Raw genomic sequence first — 15,469 nt, 5'->3', positions numbered from 1 at the left:
CGGATTCGTTTTTTGTACTACACTATTATTTAGGATAATATTACAAAGTTCTAAATCTTAAACTATTATTTTTGTAAAAAATCAGGCAGGATTTTTCCTAAATTTATACAACCCAAATAAAGAAAAGCATGTTAAATAAAATTTTAAAAATCACATTAATTGTAATTCTCCTATTCGCGGTTGCGTTATTTGCTGTACCCTATTTTTTTAAAGACCAAATAAAAGCCAAAATTACCCAAGCCATAAATGACAAAGTAGATGCCAAAGTTTCCTTTGCGGATGCCGACTTGAGTTTGTTCAAAAATTTCCCAAATTCAAACGTAACATTAGACAAATTAGTCATTATAAACAAAGCCCCTTTTGAAGGAGACACTTTAGTTTCATTGGGTGAATTGAATTTAAAAATGTCAATCAAAGAACTTTTTAAAGGCAAAGACGAAGCGATAAATATTGACGGAATAACTTCAAAAAACGGACTAATCAATATCATATTCAATAAAGACGGAATTGCAAATTACGATATCGCATTAAAAGACAAAAACAATAAAGCCGATGGTAAAAGCAGTCCACTATCATTAAAAATTCAGGATTATAAAATCGAGAATTTCAAGTTCAAATATTTTGACGAAAGTTCAAAAATCAAAATGGTAATCGATAGCCTGAACCATGAAGGAACCGGGAATTTTGCAGCTAAAAAATTAGATTTGGTTACGAAATCTACTGCAAAAATTTCTTTAGACATGGACAAAGTCAATTATATGAAAAATGTTGCCTTGACTCTAGACGCAGTTTTAGGTATCGATTTAGATAAAAGCAAATACACTTTCAAAGAAAATAAAGCATTGATCAACCAATTACCACTAGAATTTGATGGATTTATTCAAATGGTAGAAGCGGGCCAGGAATATGATTTAAAATTTAAAACGCCAACTTCCTCCTTCAAAAATTTCTTGGGAGTTATTCCGGCGGCTTATGCATCAAGTTTGAATAATGTAAAAACGACAGGAGATTTTACCGTTATGGGTTTTGCGAAAGGATTGTATTCAGATACAACCGTTCCAAAATTCAATGTAACAATTGCTTCAAATAATGCATCCTTTAAGTATCCTAATTTACCGAAATCAGTTCAAAACATCGTTATTGACACTAAAATCATCAATGAAACGGGGATTCTGAACGATACGTATATCAATCTGGATAAACTTTCTTTTAAGATAGATCAGGATGTTTTTAATGCCAAAGCAAACATTAGAAATATCACAAAAAACCCCATAGTAGATGCCGCATTAAAAGGAACCATCAATCTAGCAAATGTATCCAAGGCGTATCCTATAAAATTAGACAAGCCTTTATCTGGTATTTTAAATGCTGATGTGACCACTAAATTTGATATGGAATCCGTGGAAAAAAGTCAATATCAAAATATCAACAATGCAGGAACAATGTGTTTATCCGGTTTCAACTACGTGGATGAGAACGGCAAAACGATGAATATCAGCAATGCTTTAGTTCAGTTTAATCCAAGCCAGGTCAATTTAAAACAATTAAATGCCACCACGGGAAAAAGTGACATTAGCGTAACTGGGGTTTTGGAGAATTTTTATGGTTTTATATTTAAAAACCAAGAATTAAAAGGAAACTTCAATATGAATTCCAAGCAATTGGCTGTAAGTGATTTCATGACAACTGGCGAAAAGACTAAAACTGCCCCGACGGTTCGGGATAAAAAAGCAGACGCCATGAAAATTCCAGCTTTCTTAAACTGTACGCTTACCGCAAAAGCGACTACGGTTCTATATGACAATTTAACCTTGAAAGATGTATCTGGAAAATTAATCGTGAAAGATGAGAAAGTAACTTTAGAAAATGTAAAAACATCGATTTTTGGAGGAACAATTGGCGTAAATGGAGCTGTTTCCACAAAAGGAAAAACACCCGTTTTTAATATGGATTTAAAATTAAATCAAGTCGATATCGCACAATCTTTTACACAACTGGACATGTTGAAAAAAATCGCACCTATATCCGGAATCATAAACGGAAAGTTGAATTCGACCATTAAACTAAACGGAAATCTTGACGTAAAAGAAATGACCCCTGATTTGAAAACCTTGACAGGAGATTTACTGGGGCAACTACTTTCAACTACTGTAAATTCTACCAATTCAACTTTGTTGACAGCATTAGGTTCTAATTTGAAATTTATTGATGTAAGCAAAATTAATTTGAATGACTTGAAAGCAGCGATTACCTTTAAAGATGGAAAAGTGAATGTAAAACCATTTGACATCAAGTATAAAGACATCAAAGCAACTATTGGAGGAACTCATAGTTTTGATCAAAGTATGAATTACAATCTGAAATTTGATGTCCCTGCAAAATATCTGGGTTCGGAAGCCAATGCGCTAATTGCAAAACTATCAGCGGCCGATGCTGCAAAATTGCAAAGCTTTCCTATAAATGCGGTATTGACAGGTAACTTTACCACTCCAAAAATCACAACTGACATTAATAGTGCGGTAACCAAGTTGACGACTCAGCTGGTAAACCAACAAAAAGAGCGATTAGTGAAACAAGGGACTTCTGCTCTGACTGATTATATCAATAAGAACAAAAAACCAAATGACACCACAAAAACGGTTACTCCTACAACTCCCGCAACTAAGGAAGAGGTAAAAACAAAAGCGACAGAATTATTAAATGGTTTGTTTAACAAAAAGAAAAAAGTGGAAGAGCCAAAAGTGGAGCCAAAAGTTCAATAAAGAATAATTTAAATTAAAATAGCGGCTTCTCTAAATGTGTTATAAAAACAACTTGTATTTATAAATAAACCATTAAGAAATTAAGAAAAATTAAGCCTTAAATCTTAACGAAACTTAATTTCTTAATGGTTAAAAAAAGCCAATTGAACCAAAATGGTAGATTTTCTCCATTCTAAAAAGCAGGAATCTCAATAATTGTCTGAGATTCCTGCTTTTTTTATGGATTTTTTTTAAACATTAATCGTTACCACATATCCTTCAGAACCACGGATATTAAAAACCGTCCCGCCTTCAAATATCAGATATTGGCCTTTTATCCCGGTGAGTTTTCCTTGAAATTGAGGCATTTTATCTAAACTCAAACTGTTTACTTTATTTGGATATTCTAAAACAGGATAGTGCATTTCATATAAATCATTCTTTTGAGAATGAAAATACTCTTGAACTTCTGTAGGAATTAAATGTTCCACTTTCAATCTTTCGGCAATTAAATCAACGTGTTCAATAGTATTAGTCAGCATTTTGCGCCAATTTGTTTTATCGGCATAATGGTTTTTGAAGGCAACCTCAGTGATTCCTGCTAAATATCGATTTGGGACTTCAACAATCGAAATGGCTTCGTTTGCTCCTTGATCAATCCAACGCGTAGGCATTTGTGTTTTTCGTGTTACTCCTACTTTCACTTCGCTTGACAAAGCTAAATACACAATATGAGGCTGCAATTGTACTTTCTCTTCATAAACTAAATCCCTGTCCTGAATTCCCAGATGTGCTGTGCTAAGTTCCGGCTTCATAATCCAATCTCCCACAGCTGGGCTGGAATAGAAACAATCGTAGCAAAATCCTTGACGGAATATTTTTTTCTTTTTTCCGCAATTCAGACATTGAAATCCAACAAAATTAATTTCGATATTTTTGTTCAGCAATTGATTCACATTCAAAAAACTATTTTCAAAGACCAAGTAGTATTGAATTGGGTTTCCAAATTCAGTCTGCATTTTTTTTAGTACACCTTGGTAAGTCATTTGCGATTTTAGATTGTTGATTAACGATTGTTGATTTTTAGATTCGCAGTACCCATTTTAGAATTTAGATTATTAGAATCCCTTTTCTGAGTTAAAATCTTTACTACAATATAGAATTGTTTTTTATAAAAAAACACTATTTTTGATACTTTGACAAAGTTAGTATTTGTCAATCGATATTCAAATCTTATATTTGAGTCTTTTTCCATTAGAAAGAAATCTGAAATATAAAATCGTTAATCAACAATCTGAAATCTATATGCCTCTAACCATAATCAATTCGTTTGCTTCTTGGGTTCTTAAACAACGAATCCATCAGATCGAACTTTTCTTGAAATATCCAAATGAAGTTCAGGAAGAATTGCTTATGAATTTAATTCAGTCTTCAAAAAATACGGTTTTAGGCAAAAAATATCAATATTCGTCGATAAATTCCTATGCGACTTTTGCAGAAAGAATCCCTATTTCTACTTACGAAGAATTACAGCCGCTGATTGAGAGAACTCGTACAGGAGAGCAAAATGTTTTCTGGGAAACGCCTATAAAATGGTTTGCAAAATCAAGCGGGACAACGAATGCCAAAAGCAAATTTATTCCGGTGAGCAATGAAGCGCTGGAAGATTGCCATTATAAAGGCAGTAAAGATTTATTGTGTTTGTATCTCAATAACAACGAGGATTCAGAACTCTTTCTTGGAAAAAGTCTTCGTCTTGGCGGAAGCTCCCAAATTTATGAAGACAACAATACATTCTTTGGCGATTTATCCGCGATATTAATCGAAAACATGCCTGTTTGGGCTGAATTCAGCAGTACGCCAAGCAACAAAATTTCCTTGATGAGCGAATGGGAAACAAAGATTGCTGCAATCATAAACGAAACAAAAAACGAAAACGTAACCAGTTTTGCAGGAGTTCCATCGTGGATGCTGGTTTTAATGAATAAAATGCTGGAGGAAACCGGAAAAGGAAATTTATTTGAACTTTGGCCCAATCTGGAAGTGTATTTTCACGGCGGTGTGAATTTTGAGCCGTACCGAGAACAGTATAAAAAAATACTCCCGAAAAAAGATTTTAAATATTACGAAATATACAATGCATCCGAAGGGTTTTTCGCCATTCAGGATTTAAATTATTCCAGCGATTTACTGTTGATGTTGGATTACGGAATTTTCTATGAATTTATTCCAATGGATACTTTTGGGACACTGGATCAAAAAGTAATCCGTTTGGCTGATGTCGAACTTTTCAAAAATTATGCTTTGGTAATCACCACCAATTCTGGTTTATGGCGCTATTTAATTGGCGATACCGTACGTTTCACCTCATTGAATCCATACCGAATTCGGGTTACCGGAAGAACCAAACATCACATTAATGTTTTTGGAGAAGAGTTAATGGTCGAAAATACGGATCAGGCTATTGCCAAGGCCTGTAAAATGACTCAAATGGAAGTTGTCGATTATACCGTTGCGCCCATATTTATGGAAGGCAAAGAAAAAGGGGCACACGAATGGATGATTGAATTCAAGGATAATCCTGCTGATGTTTCTCAATTCCAGAAAGCATTGGACGAATCAATACAATCCTTAAATTCTGATTACGAGGCAAAACGTTACAATAACATGACGCTGAATCCATTAGTGATAAATGTAGCCCGTAAAAATTTATTTTATGACTGGCTAAAAGGAAAAAACAAATTGGGCGGACAACACAAAATTCCTAGATTATCGAACCAAAGAGATTATCTGGAACAATTGAAAAGCATGCAGTTTCAAACTGTATAAAAAAAGAGGATATGAAAAATCCCTACTACATTTTGCTAACAATCATTTTACTTAGTTCCTGCGGACCTCATAGAATGCGATGTGGAGCAAGAGGAATTTGTAAATCTCCCGAAAAACAAACACAAGAAAAACCTGAAAAAGCGTTTACCGTTAAAGCATAGAAAAAGGCTGTCCAAAAATCACTTTTTGGACAGCCTTTTTTATAAATGTGAAAAGTTGAAAATATTTTTTGTCCGGTAAGTACTATATATTGGTAGGTCAGGTTTAAAATTTTCAATTGTGCCGTAGGTACAAAACACTAATTGTTGCGTACCTACGGCACGCTAAATTCATTCAATTTCATGTTTTCTACCTGTATTTAATGGCTAACGGCATATTTAATACCATGATTCGGATTATTTTTCTTCATTATTTACTCCTCCTCCATCATATCAATATGTCTGTCGTGGTAACCTAACAAATATAAAACCCCGTCCAGACCCAGACTAGAAATAGAACTTTCTGCTTTTTCTTTTACCGTAGCTTTGGCATGAAAAGCAATCCCTAAACCCGCCAAATTCAACATTGGCAAATCATTGGCGCCATCACCCACCGCAATGGTTTGGTTGATGTGTATTCCTTCTTTATCGGCAATGGCTTTTAGATATTCTGCTTTCTTTTTACCATCAACAATTTCACCCAAATATTTGCCCGTTAATTTACCATCTATAATCTCCAATTCATTGGCATGAACATAATCGATTCCCAATTCTTTTTGAAGGTATTTACCAAAAAAGGTGAATCCTCCCGATAAAATAGCAGTTTTATATCCGTAATATTTCAAGGCCTTCATCAAACGATGTGCTCCTTTTGTAATGGGCAAATTTTCAGCAACCGTTTGCAGCACCTCTTCACCCAAGCCTTCTAACAAAGCCATGCGTTGCTTGAAACTTTCACTAAAATCAATTTCGCCGTTCATCGCGGCTTCCGTGATGGCTCTTACTTGCTCGCCCACACCCGCTAACTCAGCTAGCTCATCAATGACTTCGGTTTGAATCAAGGTAGAATCCATATCAAAACACACCAAGCGTCTATTTCTTCGATACATATTGTCTTCTTGAAAAGAAATATCCACATCTAAAGTTCTGGAAATTTCCATAAAACTGGCTGTCATAAACGTTTTATCGACAATAGTTCCTGTAACCGATAATTGGATACAAGAACGTGGAAATTCTTCTTTTTCAATAATAGAAACCCTACCCGTTAATCTTTTGATCGCATCAATATTTAAATTTTGGTTGGATAGAATTCTAGTCACAGCTGCCAATTGTACCGCCGTTAGTGTTTCACCCAAAACATTTATAGTATAGCGTTGTTTGCGTTGTCCTTTTACCCAAATTTCGTAATCCGCAATAGAAATCGGAATGAACTTGACCTTAACACCCAATTCATAGGCTTTAAACAATAAATCTTTTAAAACAGGCCCCGAAGAAGAACCCGCTTTTATTTCGAATAAAATACCTAAAGATAGCGTGTCATGAATATCGGCCTGTCCTATATCTAATATAACAGCATCGTAATTCGCTAAAATTGATGTCAAACCAGCAGTTACACCAGGTTTGTCCTGACCGGAAACTTTTAATAAAATAACCTCAATATCTTCGACTTGCATTTTATAATTATTTGATTTAGAATAGACAAAAATCGACATTCTAACGGTGATAAAAAAAGAATCATCTTTGTTTTTTTAAACAATAACAAATAGTTTAATTTACCCATAAAAAAACCTGCTCAAATCAATGAACAGGTTTATATTTTTGAGAAAGACGCAATTTTAGGTTGTAATTTGTAATCGGTTTACAAAAACATCCGCATCAGTAGACAAAAAAATATCACCTTAAATTCTCTTCTAAATTTTCAGGATTTTGCATGTTATTCCAAAATAAATGAACCACAATTTTATCTATTTCTACTATATAGAAGAAGCTTACTTTTGAATTCACCATACCTTTCAAATAGGAATTATCATGCTCCCATTTTTGAAAACAATAGGGATGCTGTTTGATAATATCCATAGTTTGTTTCACAGCAACTACAAACTCTTTTGTGATTTTTATATTCCAACGAACCATTAAAAATACTTCAATTTCATTGTAGGATTCTTTAGCAATTGGTGTCCAAACTATTTTCATTTACCAAAATACTTCGTTTCCGATTCTTTTAGAATACTTTCATAAGCTATTGTTTCCTCGTTTTGATATTGTTTTTTGCTTTCTGCTAATTTCTTTTTTATGTTTTTAACATCAGTCTCACTTTCTGAAGTACTTTGCAATATTTTTTTTATTGCCAATAAGGTGGACGTATTATTTTCCTTCAAAAGCATTTCAATCAACTCTTTTTTTATAACTTCAGTATTCATTGTGTCGTTTTTTAAACTTGGAAATTTTTTATTAAACCTCTTAAAAGCAGTAACAAAAGAATGAAGTGGTATAATTTGAGTAATCATTCCACAAATCAAAGATAGAAAACGGTTTTATTTTGCCTTCCCTAATAATTTTTACTTCCTGCAATCCCTTTCCAATGTCAGACAGTAACATCTATCTCTTACTTGAAGCCTTATCACTTGCGTCTAAGACCTCTACAAAAGATAAAGTTTTACATACTCCAAAAAAAGTTTTGCTTGCTTTGAGTTTTGTTTTATTTTGATAATTACCATAATCATCTAGTTTAATCAAAGTTACAAAAAAAACAAATTCAATTTGAGGTATTATTTAAAACACAACCATCAAAAAACTACTTTAAGTTCACCTATCAAATGAATAAAGCTCAAAAACAGATGTTTTTGAGCTTTATATGACTTTATATTGAGCTTGAATTTTATTTACGATGCAATCTCCAATCGCTTCAATAAATTTTTATTCAAAGTTTCTTTGGCATAATCCACGTCGATTTCTAATATTTTATCATCAGAACTTGGTAATTCATACATCGCATCGGTTAAGACTGCTTCACATAAAGAACGCAATCCACGAGCTCCTAATTTATATTCTAATGCTTTATCAACAATAAAATCCAATGCTTCATTTGTAATGGTAAATTCAACATCGTCCATTAAAAACAATTTCTCGTATTGTTTGATTAACGCATTTTTAGGTTGTGTCAAAATCGCACGCAAAGTTTCTCTGTCTAAAGGATCCATGTGCGTCAATACTGGTAAACGGCCAATAATCTCCGGAATCAATCCAAAATCTTTGATATCTTTTGGGATAATGTATTGCAACAAATTGTCTTTATCGATATTATCCACATTTTTTGAAGTTGAATACCCCACGGCTTGACGGTTTAATCGTTTAGAAATAATACGTTCGATTCCATCAAAAGCGCCACCGGCGATAAACAAAATGTTTTGTGTATTTACCTCAACAAATTTTTGATCCGGGTGTTTGCGTCCTCCTTTTGGTGGCACATTCACAACGGTTCCTTCTAATAATTTTAATAATGCTTGTTGCACTCCTTCACCAGAAACGTCACGCGTGATAGACGGATTGTCACTTTTACGTGCAATTTTATCTATTTCGTCAATGAATACAATTCCGCGTTCTGCTTTGGCAACATCATAATCAGCAGCTTGTAAAAGACGTGTCAAAATACTTTCGACATCTTCCCCAACATAACCTGCTTCAGTAAGAACCGTCGCATCAACAATAGCTAAAGGCACATCCAACATTTTTGCAATGGTTTTAGCCACCAATGTTTTCCCTGTTCCTGTTTGTCCCACCATGATGATGTTACTTTTTTCAATCTCTACCTCATCGTCCAGTTGCTGTTGCATCAAACGCTTGTAGTGATTGTAAACCGCAACCGACATTACTTTTTTGGTTTGGTCCTGTCCAATTACATATTGATCCAAGAACGCTCTGATTTCTTTTGGTTTCTTCAAAATCAAATCTCCAACCAGTTTTGAACTTCCGCTGGATTTTAATTCTTCTAAAACAATTCCGTGTGCCTGTTCGATACATTTATCACAAATATGTGCATTGATACCAGCAATCAACAAATTGGTTTCTGGCTTCTTTCTTCCACAAAACGAACATTCTAATACTACTTTTGCCATTTTTATTAGTTCTCAGTCTCAGTTTGCAGTCGCAGTTACAATACTGTAAACTGTGACTGCAAACTGAATACTAAATTTATCCTCTTACTAAAACTTCATCAATCATTCCGTATGCTTTTGCTTCTTCAGCAATCATCCAATAATCACGTTCACTATCGGTGTGTACTTTCTCGAAAGTTTGTCCGGAGTGTTGAGAGATAATTTTATATAACTCATCTTTCAGTTTCAACATTTCACGTAAGTTGATTTCCATATCTGTAGCAACTCCTTGAGCTCCTCCTGATGGTTGGTGAATCATTACTCTTGAATGCGGTAATGCCGAACGTTTTCCAGCTGCTCCTGCACATAACAACACCGCTCCCATAGAAGCTGCCATTCCTGTACATATAGTTGCTACATCTGGTTTGATGTATTGCATTGTGTCATAAATTCCCAATCCTGCGTAAACGCTTCCTCCTGGAGAATTCAAATAAATTTGAATGTCCTTAGAAGCATCGGCGCTTTCAAGGAACAATAACTGTGCCTGAACGATGTTTGCAATTTGATCGTCAATTCCCGTCCCCAAGAATATAATTCTGTCCATCATCAATCTGGAGAAAACGTCTAATTGTGAAATGTTCAACTGGCGTTCTTCGATGATATAGGGAGTCATGTTTTTAGGAGTCATTGCGCCTACGATTTTATCGTAATACATCGAGTTTACGCCGTGGTCCTTTGTAGCAAATTTTTTAAATTCTTTACCGTAGTTCATATTTTTTTGTTCTAAGTTTTTCGTATATCTTGTGATTCCATTTAATGCAAAGGTCATACCTATTTACAAATGATGTCAATATGTCTTATTTTTAGCCCAGATAGCAGTGAAAAGCTTTTTGCGATGGCTGACTATTTTTTGTTGGTAAAAAAAAGCGACCAAAGGAAGCTCTTTTTTTGCCTTACAAAAAAGGCAGCAATAAAAAAACTTGCAACGGATAGCTGGAATTGCTCCTTAAATTAATTCAAACAAAAGAGCGCCAAAAAATATTTTTTCTGACGCTCAAATATAACTATTTTTTATTGTTTAGTATCTGTAATAAAATCATAAAATTTTAATAATCACTTGCATTATTAGGGCTTTTGACTTTCGACTTTATGACTGTACAGACTCCTATTTATTCTCCGTATGAAGCGGCAATAAATTCGTCGTACGTAACTTCTTTAGTAGTTGGATTTGCTTTTTCTTTGAACAATTCTAACATTTTCTCTCCTACCACTTGGTCAGAAAGTCTTTTTACTTCGTCTTGGTTAGACAAAACTCTTGCAACAATTCCCTGAACTTCTTCGTCAGTAGGATTTGTTTGTCCGAATTGACCCATTTGTTGACGGATTGATTTTGTAGTGAATGTTTTCAAGTCTTCAAAACTAACTTTGATATCACTTGTAGCCATTGCTCTACCTTCGATCAACTGAAAACGCAATCCTCTTTCAGAACGTGCATATTCTACTTCAGCTTCTTCAGGAGACAATTTTTTCTCACCTACAGTTTGCAACCATTTTTTCAAGAATTCAGATGGCAAGTCAAATTTTGTATTTGCAATCAAGAAATCCTGAACATCAGCCAATAATTTTTGGTCTGCTTGTTGTGCAAATTGAGATTCAGCATCTTCCTTGATTTTTGCTTTCAATTCCTCTAGAGAAGCTACAGTTCCAGCTCCAAAAAGTTTATCGAACAATTCTTGGTTCAATTCAGCCATTTCAGTAGTATTGATCGCTTCGATAGTGAAATCTACGTCAACCGCCAATTCGTGAACCTCATCATGACTTACTTTCAACACGTCCATCAATTGGTGTACGTCTTCGAATAAATCTTTTGTATTTACAGTCACAACATCACCTACTTTTTTACCGATGAATTTATCAGCAGTAGCTTTCTCTTTGAACATATCCAAAGCAATTGTTGTTGTGTTATTGATTTCTTTTTCTTCGTTAGTGAAAGTTCCAGTCAAATCAGCATCAGCTACAACCACCTCTTGAGGAATCGCTTTACCAAATTGTTTTTGGATTCTTTCAACTTGACCTTCGATCAATTTATCATCAGCAGAAACCACATATTTTAAGATGTCGTTTTTAGCTTCTAAGTCTAAAGTGAAGTTTGGTACTAAACCAATTTCATATTCAAAAACCAATTCTTCAGTATCCCAAGAGAAATCTTCGTTTACTTTAGCCAATGGCGTTCCAAGAAGGTTTAATCTTTCTGATTGCACGAAACGCTCTAAGGCCAAGTCAACCACTTTTTGAACTTCTTCTTGTTTGATGGCGCGACCGTATTGTTTTTCAACAAGATCTTTAGGCACAGCCCCTTTTCTAAATCCTTTAACAGTTGCCAAAGGCATTTTTTCGTTTATTCTTTTTGCAACCTGACCTTTGTAATCCATCTGAACTACAGTCATTACAATTGTCTCAGTTACTGCGTCTGTTGCTACTCTTTTGATATCCATCTTCTTCTTTATTTATATTATAAATTCGGACTGCAAAATTATAAAATTTTTGCAACCCAAACAAGTTTTTTATTCACGTTCCCAATCCCGAAGCATCTACGCGAAACAGGATTGAATTTTAGCCGTTTATTTGAAAAAATCACAGGTCTGAAACCGAAAATAATTTGGGCGTGTCCCTCCGTCTCGTCCCAAAAGACGAGACTGCGGGTCAGGCTGTACGTTCCCGCTTTTATTGTTTTGCCCTTCGGGACAAAACAATAAAGAGCTCCACTGCCATCCTTCACGCGAATTGGAGTATTAATAATAAAAAATTTATTTAATATTTTGTACTAATTTATTTATATATTTGAAATCATACAAAACGAAACAAAGTAGCGGCTATATACCAGTTGGCGAACAGTTTGAGAAACCGAAACACCGAAAATATGGAATTTTCAAAAGAAGAAATATTAAAGTTAGACGAAGTTTTAAAATTCTTAAATAACCTAAAAGATTGTGAATATGATAATCAATATTTAGCAAAGCATTTCGAAATATCATTAGAGCAATTTGAATTTTTATACAATCAAATTTGTAACTTATCTACAAATGAATTTAATATTGGAAACATTTTAGATAAAGGTAGCCATTATCAAAAAATATGGTGTGATTATCATACTGATCGTTTTATTGAAAATGGTGGATTTAAAGAATATTACAAGTTGAAAAAAGAACGTGAATTAGAAATTAAAAACATAACTAATAACTTTAATAATTCTACTATAGGACAGTTTAATCAATCAGATGATTTAAGTGTTGTAAAAACAGAAATAAAAAAAATAATCCAACCCAAAGAAAAAGAAAAGCAACAAAATGCAATTGCCGAAAGTATTGGTAGATGGTTTTGGCAAATTGTAATTCCGTTATTAATTGGTGTTGTATTATTAGCAATACAACAAAAATGGTTTACATAATCAATCATAAAAAATAATTTAAAAAAATCATTCACTTAAATTGGCGGAATGAATAATCCTTTAACAAAATAAATATGGAAAATTTACAATCTATTGGGCCATTTATAATGGTGTGTGCTTTATTAATTGGATTAGCTTTCTTAATTAGAGCATTTGGTGCTTGGATGTTAAGAATTGATGAATTAATCTTAAACCAAAAAGAACAGACAAAAACCTTAAAAAGGATTTCAGAAGACATTCAAAATAAAATGTATTCTGATGATAAAAAAGCAAATCAAAAATAAAACCGATTTACCAACACACGCTTTTCTATAGTGGGGTAATATTCTTGAATTTGAAGGTTGTTTTCAGTAAATTTAAATTCATTTATCAACCGAAAAAATAACGCTGTTATAGTCCCAAAACTCTTGTATCAAGTGAACGTTATGGAAGAAAATTCGAAACTAAAAAAAGAAAATTTGAAGGTACAAAAGCCCAACAACGAAATACTGAAAGTAATTATAATTTAACAAAAAGAAAAAATGAAACCTATAAGCGAACACTCTGAAAAAATCAGGGAAGAAATCAGAAAAAAAAGAGAAGAAAATGAAGGTGTTTCTCTAAGTGAGGCATGCGAAATAATGGGGATCAGCCGTTCTACCCTCTACCGTTTTCTAGAAGATGGAATCATAAATAAAGTGCAACAGGGAAAATCCCCCAAAATATTACTAACCGAAATACAAAGATACATAGATTCTTAAATTATGAAAAAAACACTCTGAAAAGTGTTCATTTAAAGAATAAATTTTTCGTTTAAGCTCCGCAAATGTCTCCGACTTTGCACCCACAATAATGAGCCAATAATAAATTGATGTAAAGTGTTACTGGCATTTAGGATTTCGCACAAAGGAGGGAGACTTTATGAAGTGGACTTGATTTGAACCGTATCGAAAAATAAAAATTAATCTAAAAAATATAAAATAATGAAAAGTGAATGGATTGCAAAATACGAAGAAACCGAAATTAAAGTAACTAATAATTGGTTTAGTGGTGAAAAACTTTATGTAAATAATGAATTGCAAGATGAACAATTAAGTTTTATTACACCCAGTAATATGACCGGTAATCTAATTAACAAACAAGGAGAAAAGCTGAATATTAAAACAAATATTTCAGGTTTCTTTTCTGTAAGCTGTAGATTATTTATTGACAACCGAAAAGTAGAATTAAAACAAACTAAATAGAAAAAATTGTGGACAGCAGCGGGGAGAAACGCTATCAACAATGTCGTCAAACTTAACATCTATGTACACAATCAATACTAGAAGATCATTAATATTTATACCTATTACTCTATTAATAGTCTATTTTTGTGCTGGAGTTTTTTATAATCCGGCACATATAATTTATATTAAACCTTTTATAATTCCAACTTTTATCATTTATGCCGTATTGAGTAATTTTGAGAAACTTACTCTAAATTATTATTTATACGTTTTTTTCTTTTATCTAAATGAGATATTACTTTTGTTGTGGGAAGATGCAATACCGCTGTACAGATCTGCATTAGTGGCATCCTTCTTTTGTTATTTAGCAATAATAAATTTAGGCTACAATTCAATCAAAACTAAAAAACTTTACACGATACCAAAAGGATTTTCACTTTTTATATTAGTCATAAATTGTTTGTTTTTATTAGCAATCTTATATGTTTTAATGTCTATTATTGATGATAATTTTCTTAACATCATTTTGATTTTTAATGCAATAGTAGCTGTATTTCTTGGAGTTACAGCAGTTTTATATCTGGGGAAATTTGGAAACAAAAAAGCGTACTATTACTTTTTTGGTGCATTTGCTTTAATTTTTAACGATATTTTTGCCGCTATTGGAACTTATTTTATTGAAGATGTAGTTTTGAACACCTTTGATAGAATATTGCATTTCACTTCGTTTTATCTCATTTATAGATTCATTATAAATGATAAAAAAAAGGTTAAAAATCTTTCGACAAATTCTCAACCTTAAACTTTATTATCTTTAATTTTGTCCACAATTTCAGGATTCAATAAAGTAGCGGTATCTCCAAAATTAGAAAAATCCCCAGCTCCGCAAAGTGTTCATTCAAAGCATCAATTTATCGTATACGCTGCGCAAATGTCTCTGACTTTGCGACCACAATAATGAGCAAATAATCAATTGATGTAAAGTGTAATCGGCAGATAACCATTGTTAGTAGTCTGGATATTTTGCAGACCCTACTAGCTATGAAGTCAGATTTACAATACAATCTCTTTTTATAAAAAAACTAATTACAATCTAAATCATCTATATTTACTTTGTAATTAGGACAAAACAACCCAGCTCCGCAAAGTGTTTTTTCGAAGAATAAATTTATCT

15 protein-coding genes are annotated in these 15,469 nt (G+C 33.2%); 8 read left to right on the top strand and 7 right to left on the bottom strand.

Annotation, left to right across the window (positions count from 1 at the left end; translation table 11 throughout):
- Positions 1-128 precede the first annotated feature (128 nt).
- Positions 129-2,762 carry an AsmA-like C-terminal region-containing protein gene (locus tag ACFX5E_RS02080; RefSeq protein WP_379853509.1) on the top strand — a complete coding sequence of 878 codons (2,634 nt, stop codon included), beginning with the start codon at positions 129-131 and terminating at the stop codon, positions 2,760-2,762.
- Positions 2,763-2,992: 230 nt separating this feature from the next.
- Here the strand turns inward: ACFX5E_RS02080 and ACFX5E_RS02075 are convergent, their stop codons facing one another.
- On the bottom strand, positions 2,993-3,787 hold the full coding sequence (locus ACFX5E_RS02075) for a DUF2797 domain-containing protein (RefSeq protein ID WP_379853508.1): 795 nt from the start codon (positions 3,785-3,787) through the stop codon (positions 2,993-2,995).
- 259 nt (positions 3,788-4,046) lie between these two features.
- On the opposite strand from ACFX5E_RS02075, the gene ACFX5E_RS02070 reads away from it, so the two are divergent.
- A complete protein-coding gene (locus ACFX5E_RS02070; RefSeq protein ID WP_379853661.1) occupies positions 4,047-5,570 on the top strand; it encodes a GH3 auxin-responsive promoter family protein in 1,524 nt (507 codons plus the stop codon).
- 11 nt (positions 5,571-5,581) lie between these two features.
- Positions 5,582-5,731: a hypothetical protein gene (locus ACFX5E_RS02065; protein WP_379853507.1), complete on the top strand. Its 150-nt coding sequence runs from the start codon at positions 5,582-5,584 to the stop codon at positions 5,729-5,731.
- A gap of 251 nt (positions 5,732-5,982) precedes the next feature.
- Here the strand turns inward: ACFX5E_RS02065 and serB are convergent, their stop codons facing one another.
- From serB to ACFX5E_RS02035, 6 genes are all read right to left on the bottom strand, one after another.
- Positions 5,983-7,221 carry a phosphoserine phosphatase SerB gene (serB, locus tag ACFX5E_RS02060; protein ID WP_379853506.1) on the bottom strand — a complete coding sequence of 413 codons (1,239 nt, stop codon included), beginning with the start codon at positions 7,219-7,221 and terminating at the stop codon, positions 5,983-5,985.
- 220 nt (positions 7,222-7,441) lie between these two features.
- Positions 7,442-7,741, bottom strand: coding sequence for a type II toxin-antitoxin system RelE/ParE family toxin (locus tag ACFX5E_RS02055; RefSeq protein WP_379853505.1), 300 nt, complete (start codon positions 7,739-7,741; stop codon positions 7,442-7,444).
- Positions 7,738-7,968, bottom strand: a complete 231-nt coding sequence (locus ACFX5E_RS02050; RefSeq protein WP_379853504.1) for a hypothetical protein — start codon at positions 7,966-7,968, stop codon at positions 7,738-7,740. The genes ACFX5E_RS02055 and ACFX5E_RS02050 overlap by 4 nt, the downstream gene beginning before the upstream one ends.
- A gap of 462 nt (positions 7,969-8,430) precedes the next feature.
- A complete protein-coding gene (gene clpX, locus ACFX5E_RS02045; RefSeq protein WP_379853503.1) occupies positions 8,431-9,663 on the bottom strand; it encodes an ATP-dependent Clp protease ATP-binding subunit ClpX in 1,233 nt (410 codons plus the stop codon).
- A 76-nt stretch (positions 9,664-9,739) separates the two neighbouring features.
- Complete coding sequence (gene clpP / locus ACFX5E_RS02040) at positions 9,740-10,414, bottom strand: ATP-dependent Clp endopeptidase proteolytic subunit ClpP (RefSeq protein WP_379853502.1); 675 nt, start codon at positions 10,412-10,414, stop codon at positions 9,740-9,742.
- A gap of 397 nt (positions 10,415-10,811) precedes the next feature.
- Complete coding sequence (locus ACFX5E_RS02035; RefSeq protein WP_379853501.1) at positions 10,812-12,137, bottom strand: trigger factor; 1,326 nt, start codon at positions 12,135-12,137, stop codon at positions 10,812-10,814.
- 425 nt (positions 12,138-12,562) lie between these two features.
- On the opposite strand from ACFX5E_RS02035, the gene ACFX5E_RS02030 reads away from it, so the two are divergent.
- The 5 genes from ACFX5E_RS02030 to ACFX5E_RS02010 all read left to right on the top strand — a co-directional run bounded on the left by ACFX5E_RS02030 (position 12,563) and on the right by ACFX5E_RS02010 (position 15,097).
- Positions 12,563-13,090, top strand: coding sequence for a hypothetical protein (locus ACFX5E_RS02030; protein WP_379853500.1), 528 nt, complete (start codon positions 12,563-12,565; stop codon positions 13,088-13,090).
- 74 nt (positions 13,091-13,164) lie between these two features.
- Positions 13,165-13,374 carry a hypothetical protein gene (locus tag ACFX5E_RS02025; protein WP_379853499.1) on the top strand — a complete coding sequence of 70 codons (210 nt, stop codon included), beginning with the start codon at positions 13,165-13,167 and terminating at the stop codon, positions 13,372-13,374.
- A 237-nt stretch (positions 13,375-13,611) separates the two neighbouring features.
- Entirely contained in the window at positions 13,612-13,830 is a 219-nt protein-coding gene (locus tag ACFX5E_RS02020) for a helix-turn-helix domain-containing protein (protein WP_379853498.1), read from the top strand.
- Between the two features lie 222 nt (positions 13,831-14,052).
- Complete coding sequence (locus ACFX5E_RS02015) at positions 14,053-14,313, top strand: hypothetical protein (RefSeq protein ID WP_379853497.1); 261 nt, start codon at positions 14,053-14,055, stop codon at positions 14,311-14,313.
- Between the two features lie 61 nt (positions 14,314-14,374).
- Positions 14,375-15,097 carry a hypothetical protein gene (locus ACFX5E_RS02010; protein WP_379853496.1) on the top strand — a complete coding sequence of 241 codons (723 nt, stop codon included), beginning with the start codon at positions 14,375-14,377 and terminating at the stop codon, positions 15,095-15,097.
- The last annotated feature ends 372 nt before the right edge of the window (positions 15,098-15,469 follow it).

This window comes from Flavobacterium xylosi (assembly GCF_042787345.1).
GTDB lineage: Bacteria > Bacteroidota > Bacteroidia > Flavobacteriales > Flavobacteriaceae > Flavobacterium > Flavobacterium xylosi.
Note: the sequence above shows the minus strand (reverse complement) of the source record. Positions and strands in the feature narration are given on the sequence as shown.

Bases quoted from the DNA above. Each gene is read 5' to 3' on its own strand.
- ACFX5E_RS02030 (WP_379853500.1), top strand. From the start codon at position 12,563: ATGGAATTTTCAAAAGAAGAAATATTAAAGTTAGACGAAGTTTTAAAA.
- ACFX5E_RS02080 (WP_379853509.1), top strand. From the start codon at position 129: ATGTTAAATAAAATTTTAAAAATCACATTAATTGTAATTCTCCTATTC.
- ACFX5E_RS02020 (WP_379853498.1), top strand. From the start codon at position 13,612: ATGAAACCTATAAGCGAACACTCTGAAAAAATCAGGGAAGAAATCAGA.
- ACFX5E_RS02025 (WP_379853499.1), top strand. From the start codon at position 13,165: ATGGAAAATTTACAATCTATTGGGCCATTTATAATGGTGTGTGCTTTA.
- ACFX5E_RS02015 (WP_379853497.1), top strand. From the start codon at position 14,053: ATGAAAAGTGAATGGATTGCAAAATACGAAGAAACCGAAATTAAAGTA.
- ACFX5E_RS02075 (WP_379853508.1), bottom strand. From the start codon at position 3,787: ATGACTTACCAAGGTGTACTAAAAAAAATGCAGACTGAATTTGGAAAC.
- ACFX5E_RS02070 (WP_379853661.1), top strand. From the start codon at position 4,047: ATGCCTCTAACCATAATCAATTCGTTTGCTTCTTGGGTTCTTAAACAA.
- ACFX5E_RS02055 (WP_379853505.1), bottom strand. From the start codon at position 7,741: ATGAAAATAGTTTGGACACCAATTGCTAAAGAATCCTACAATGAAATT.
- ACFX5E_RS02035 (WP_379853501.1), bottom strand. From the start codon at position 12,137: ATGGATATCAAAAGAGTAGCAACAGACGCAGTAACTGAGACAATTGTA.
- ACFX5E_RS02050 (WP_379853504.1), bottom strand. From the start codon at position 7,968: ATGAATACTGAAGTTATAAAAAAAGAGTTGATTGAAATGCTTTTGAAG.
- ACFX5E_RS02010 (WP_379853496.1), top strand. From the start codon at position 14,375: ATGTACACAATCAATACTAGAAGATCATTAATATTTATACCTATTACT.
- clpP (WP_379853502.1), bottom strand. From the start codon at position 10,414: ATGAACTACGGTAAAGAATTTAAAAAATTTGCTACAAAGGACCACGGC.
- clpX (WP_379853503.1), bottom strand. From the start codon at position 9,663: ATGGCAAAAGTAGTATTAGAATGTTCGTTTTGTGGAAGAAAGAAGCCA.
- ACFX5E_RS02065 (WP_379853507.1), top strand. From the start codon at position 5,582: ATGAAAAATCCCTACTACATTTTGCTAACAATCATTTTACTTAGTTCC.
- serB (WP_379853506.1), bottom strand. From the start codon at position 7,221: ATGCAAGTCGAAGATATTGAGGTTATTTTATTAAAAGTTTCCGGTCAG.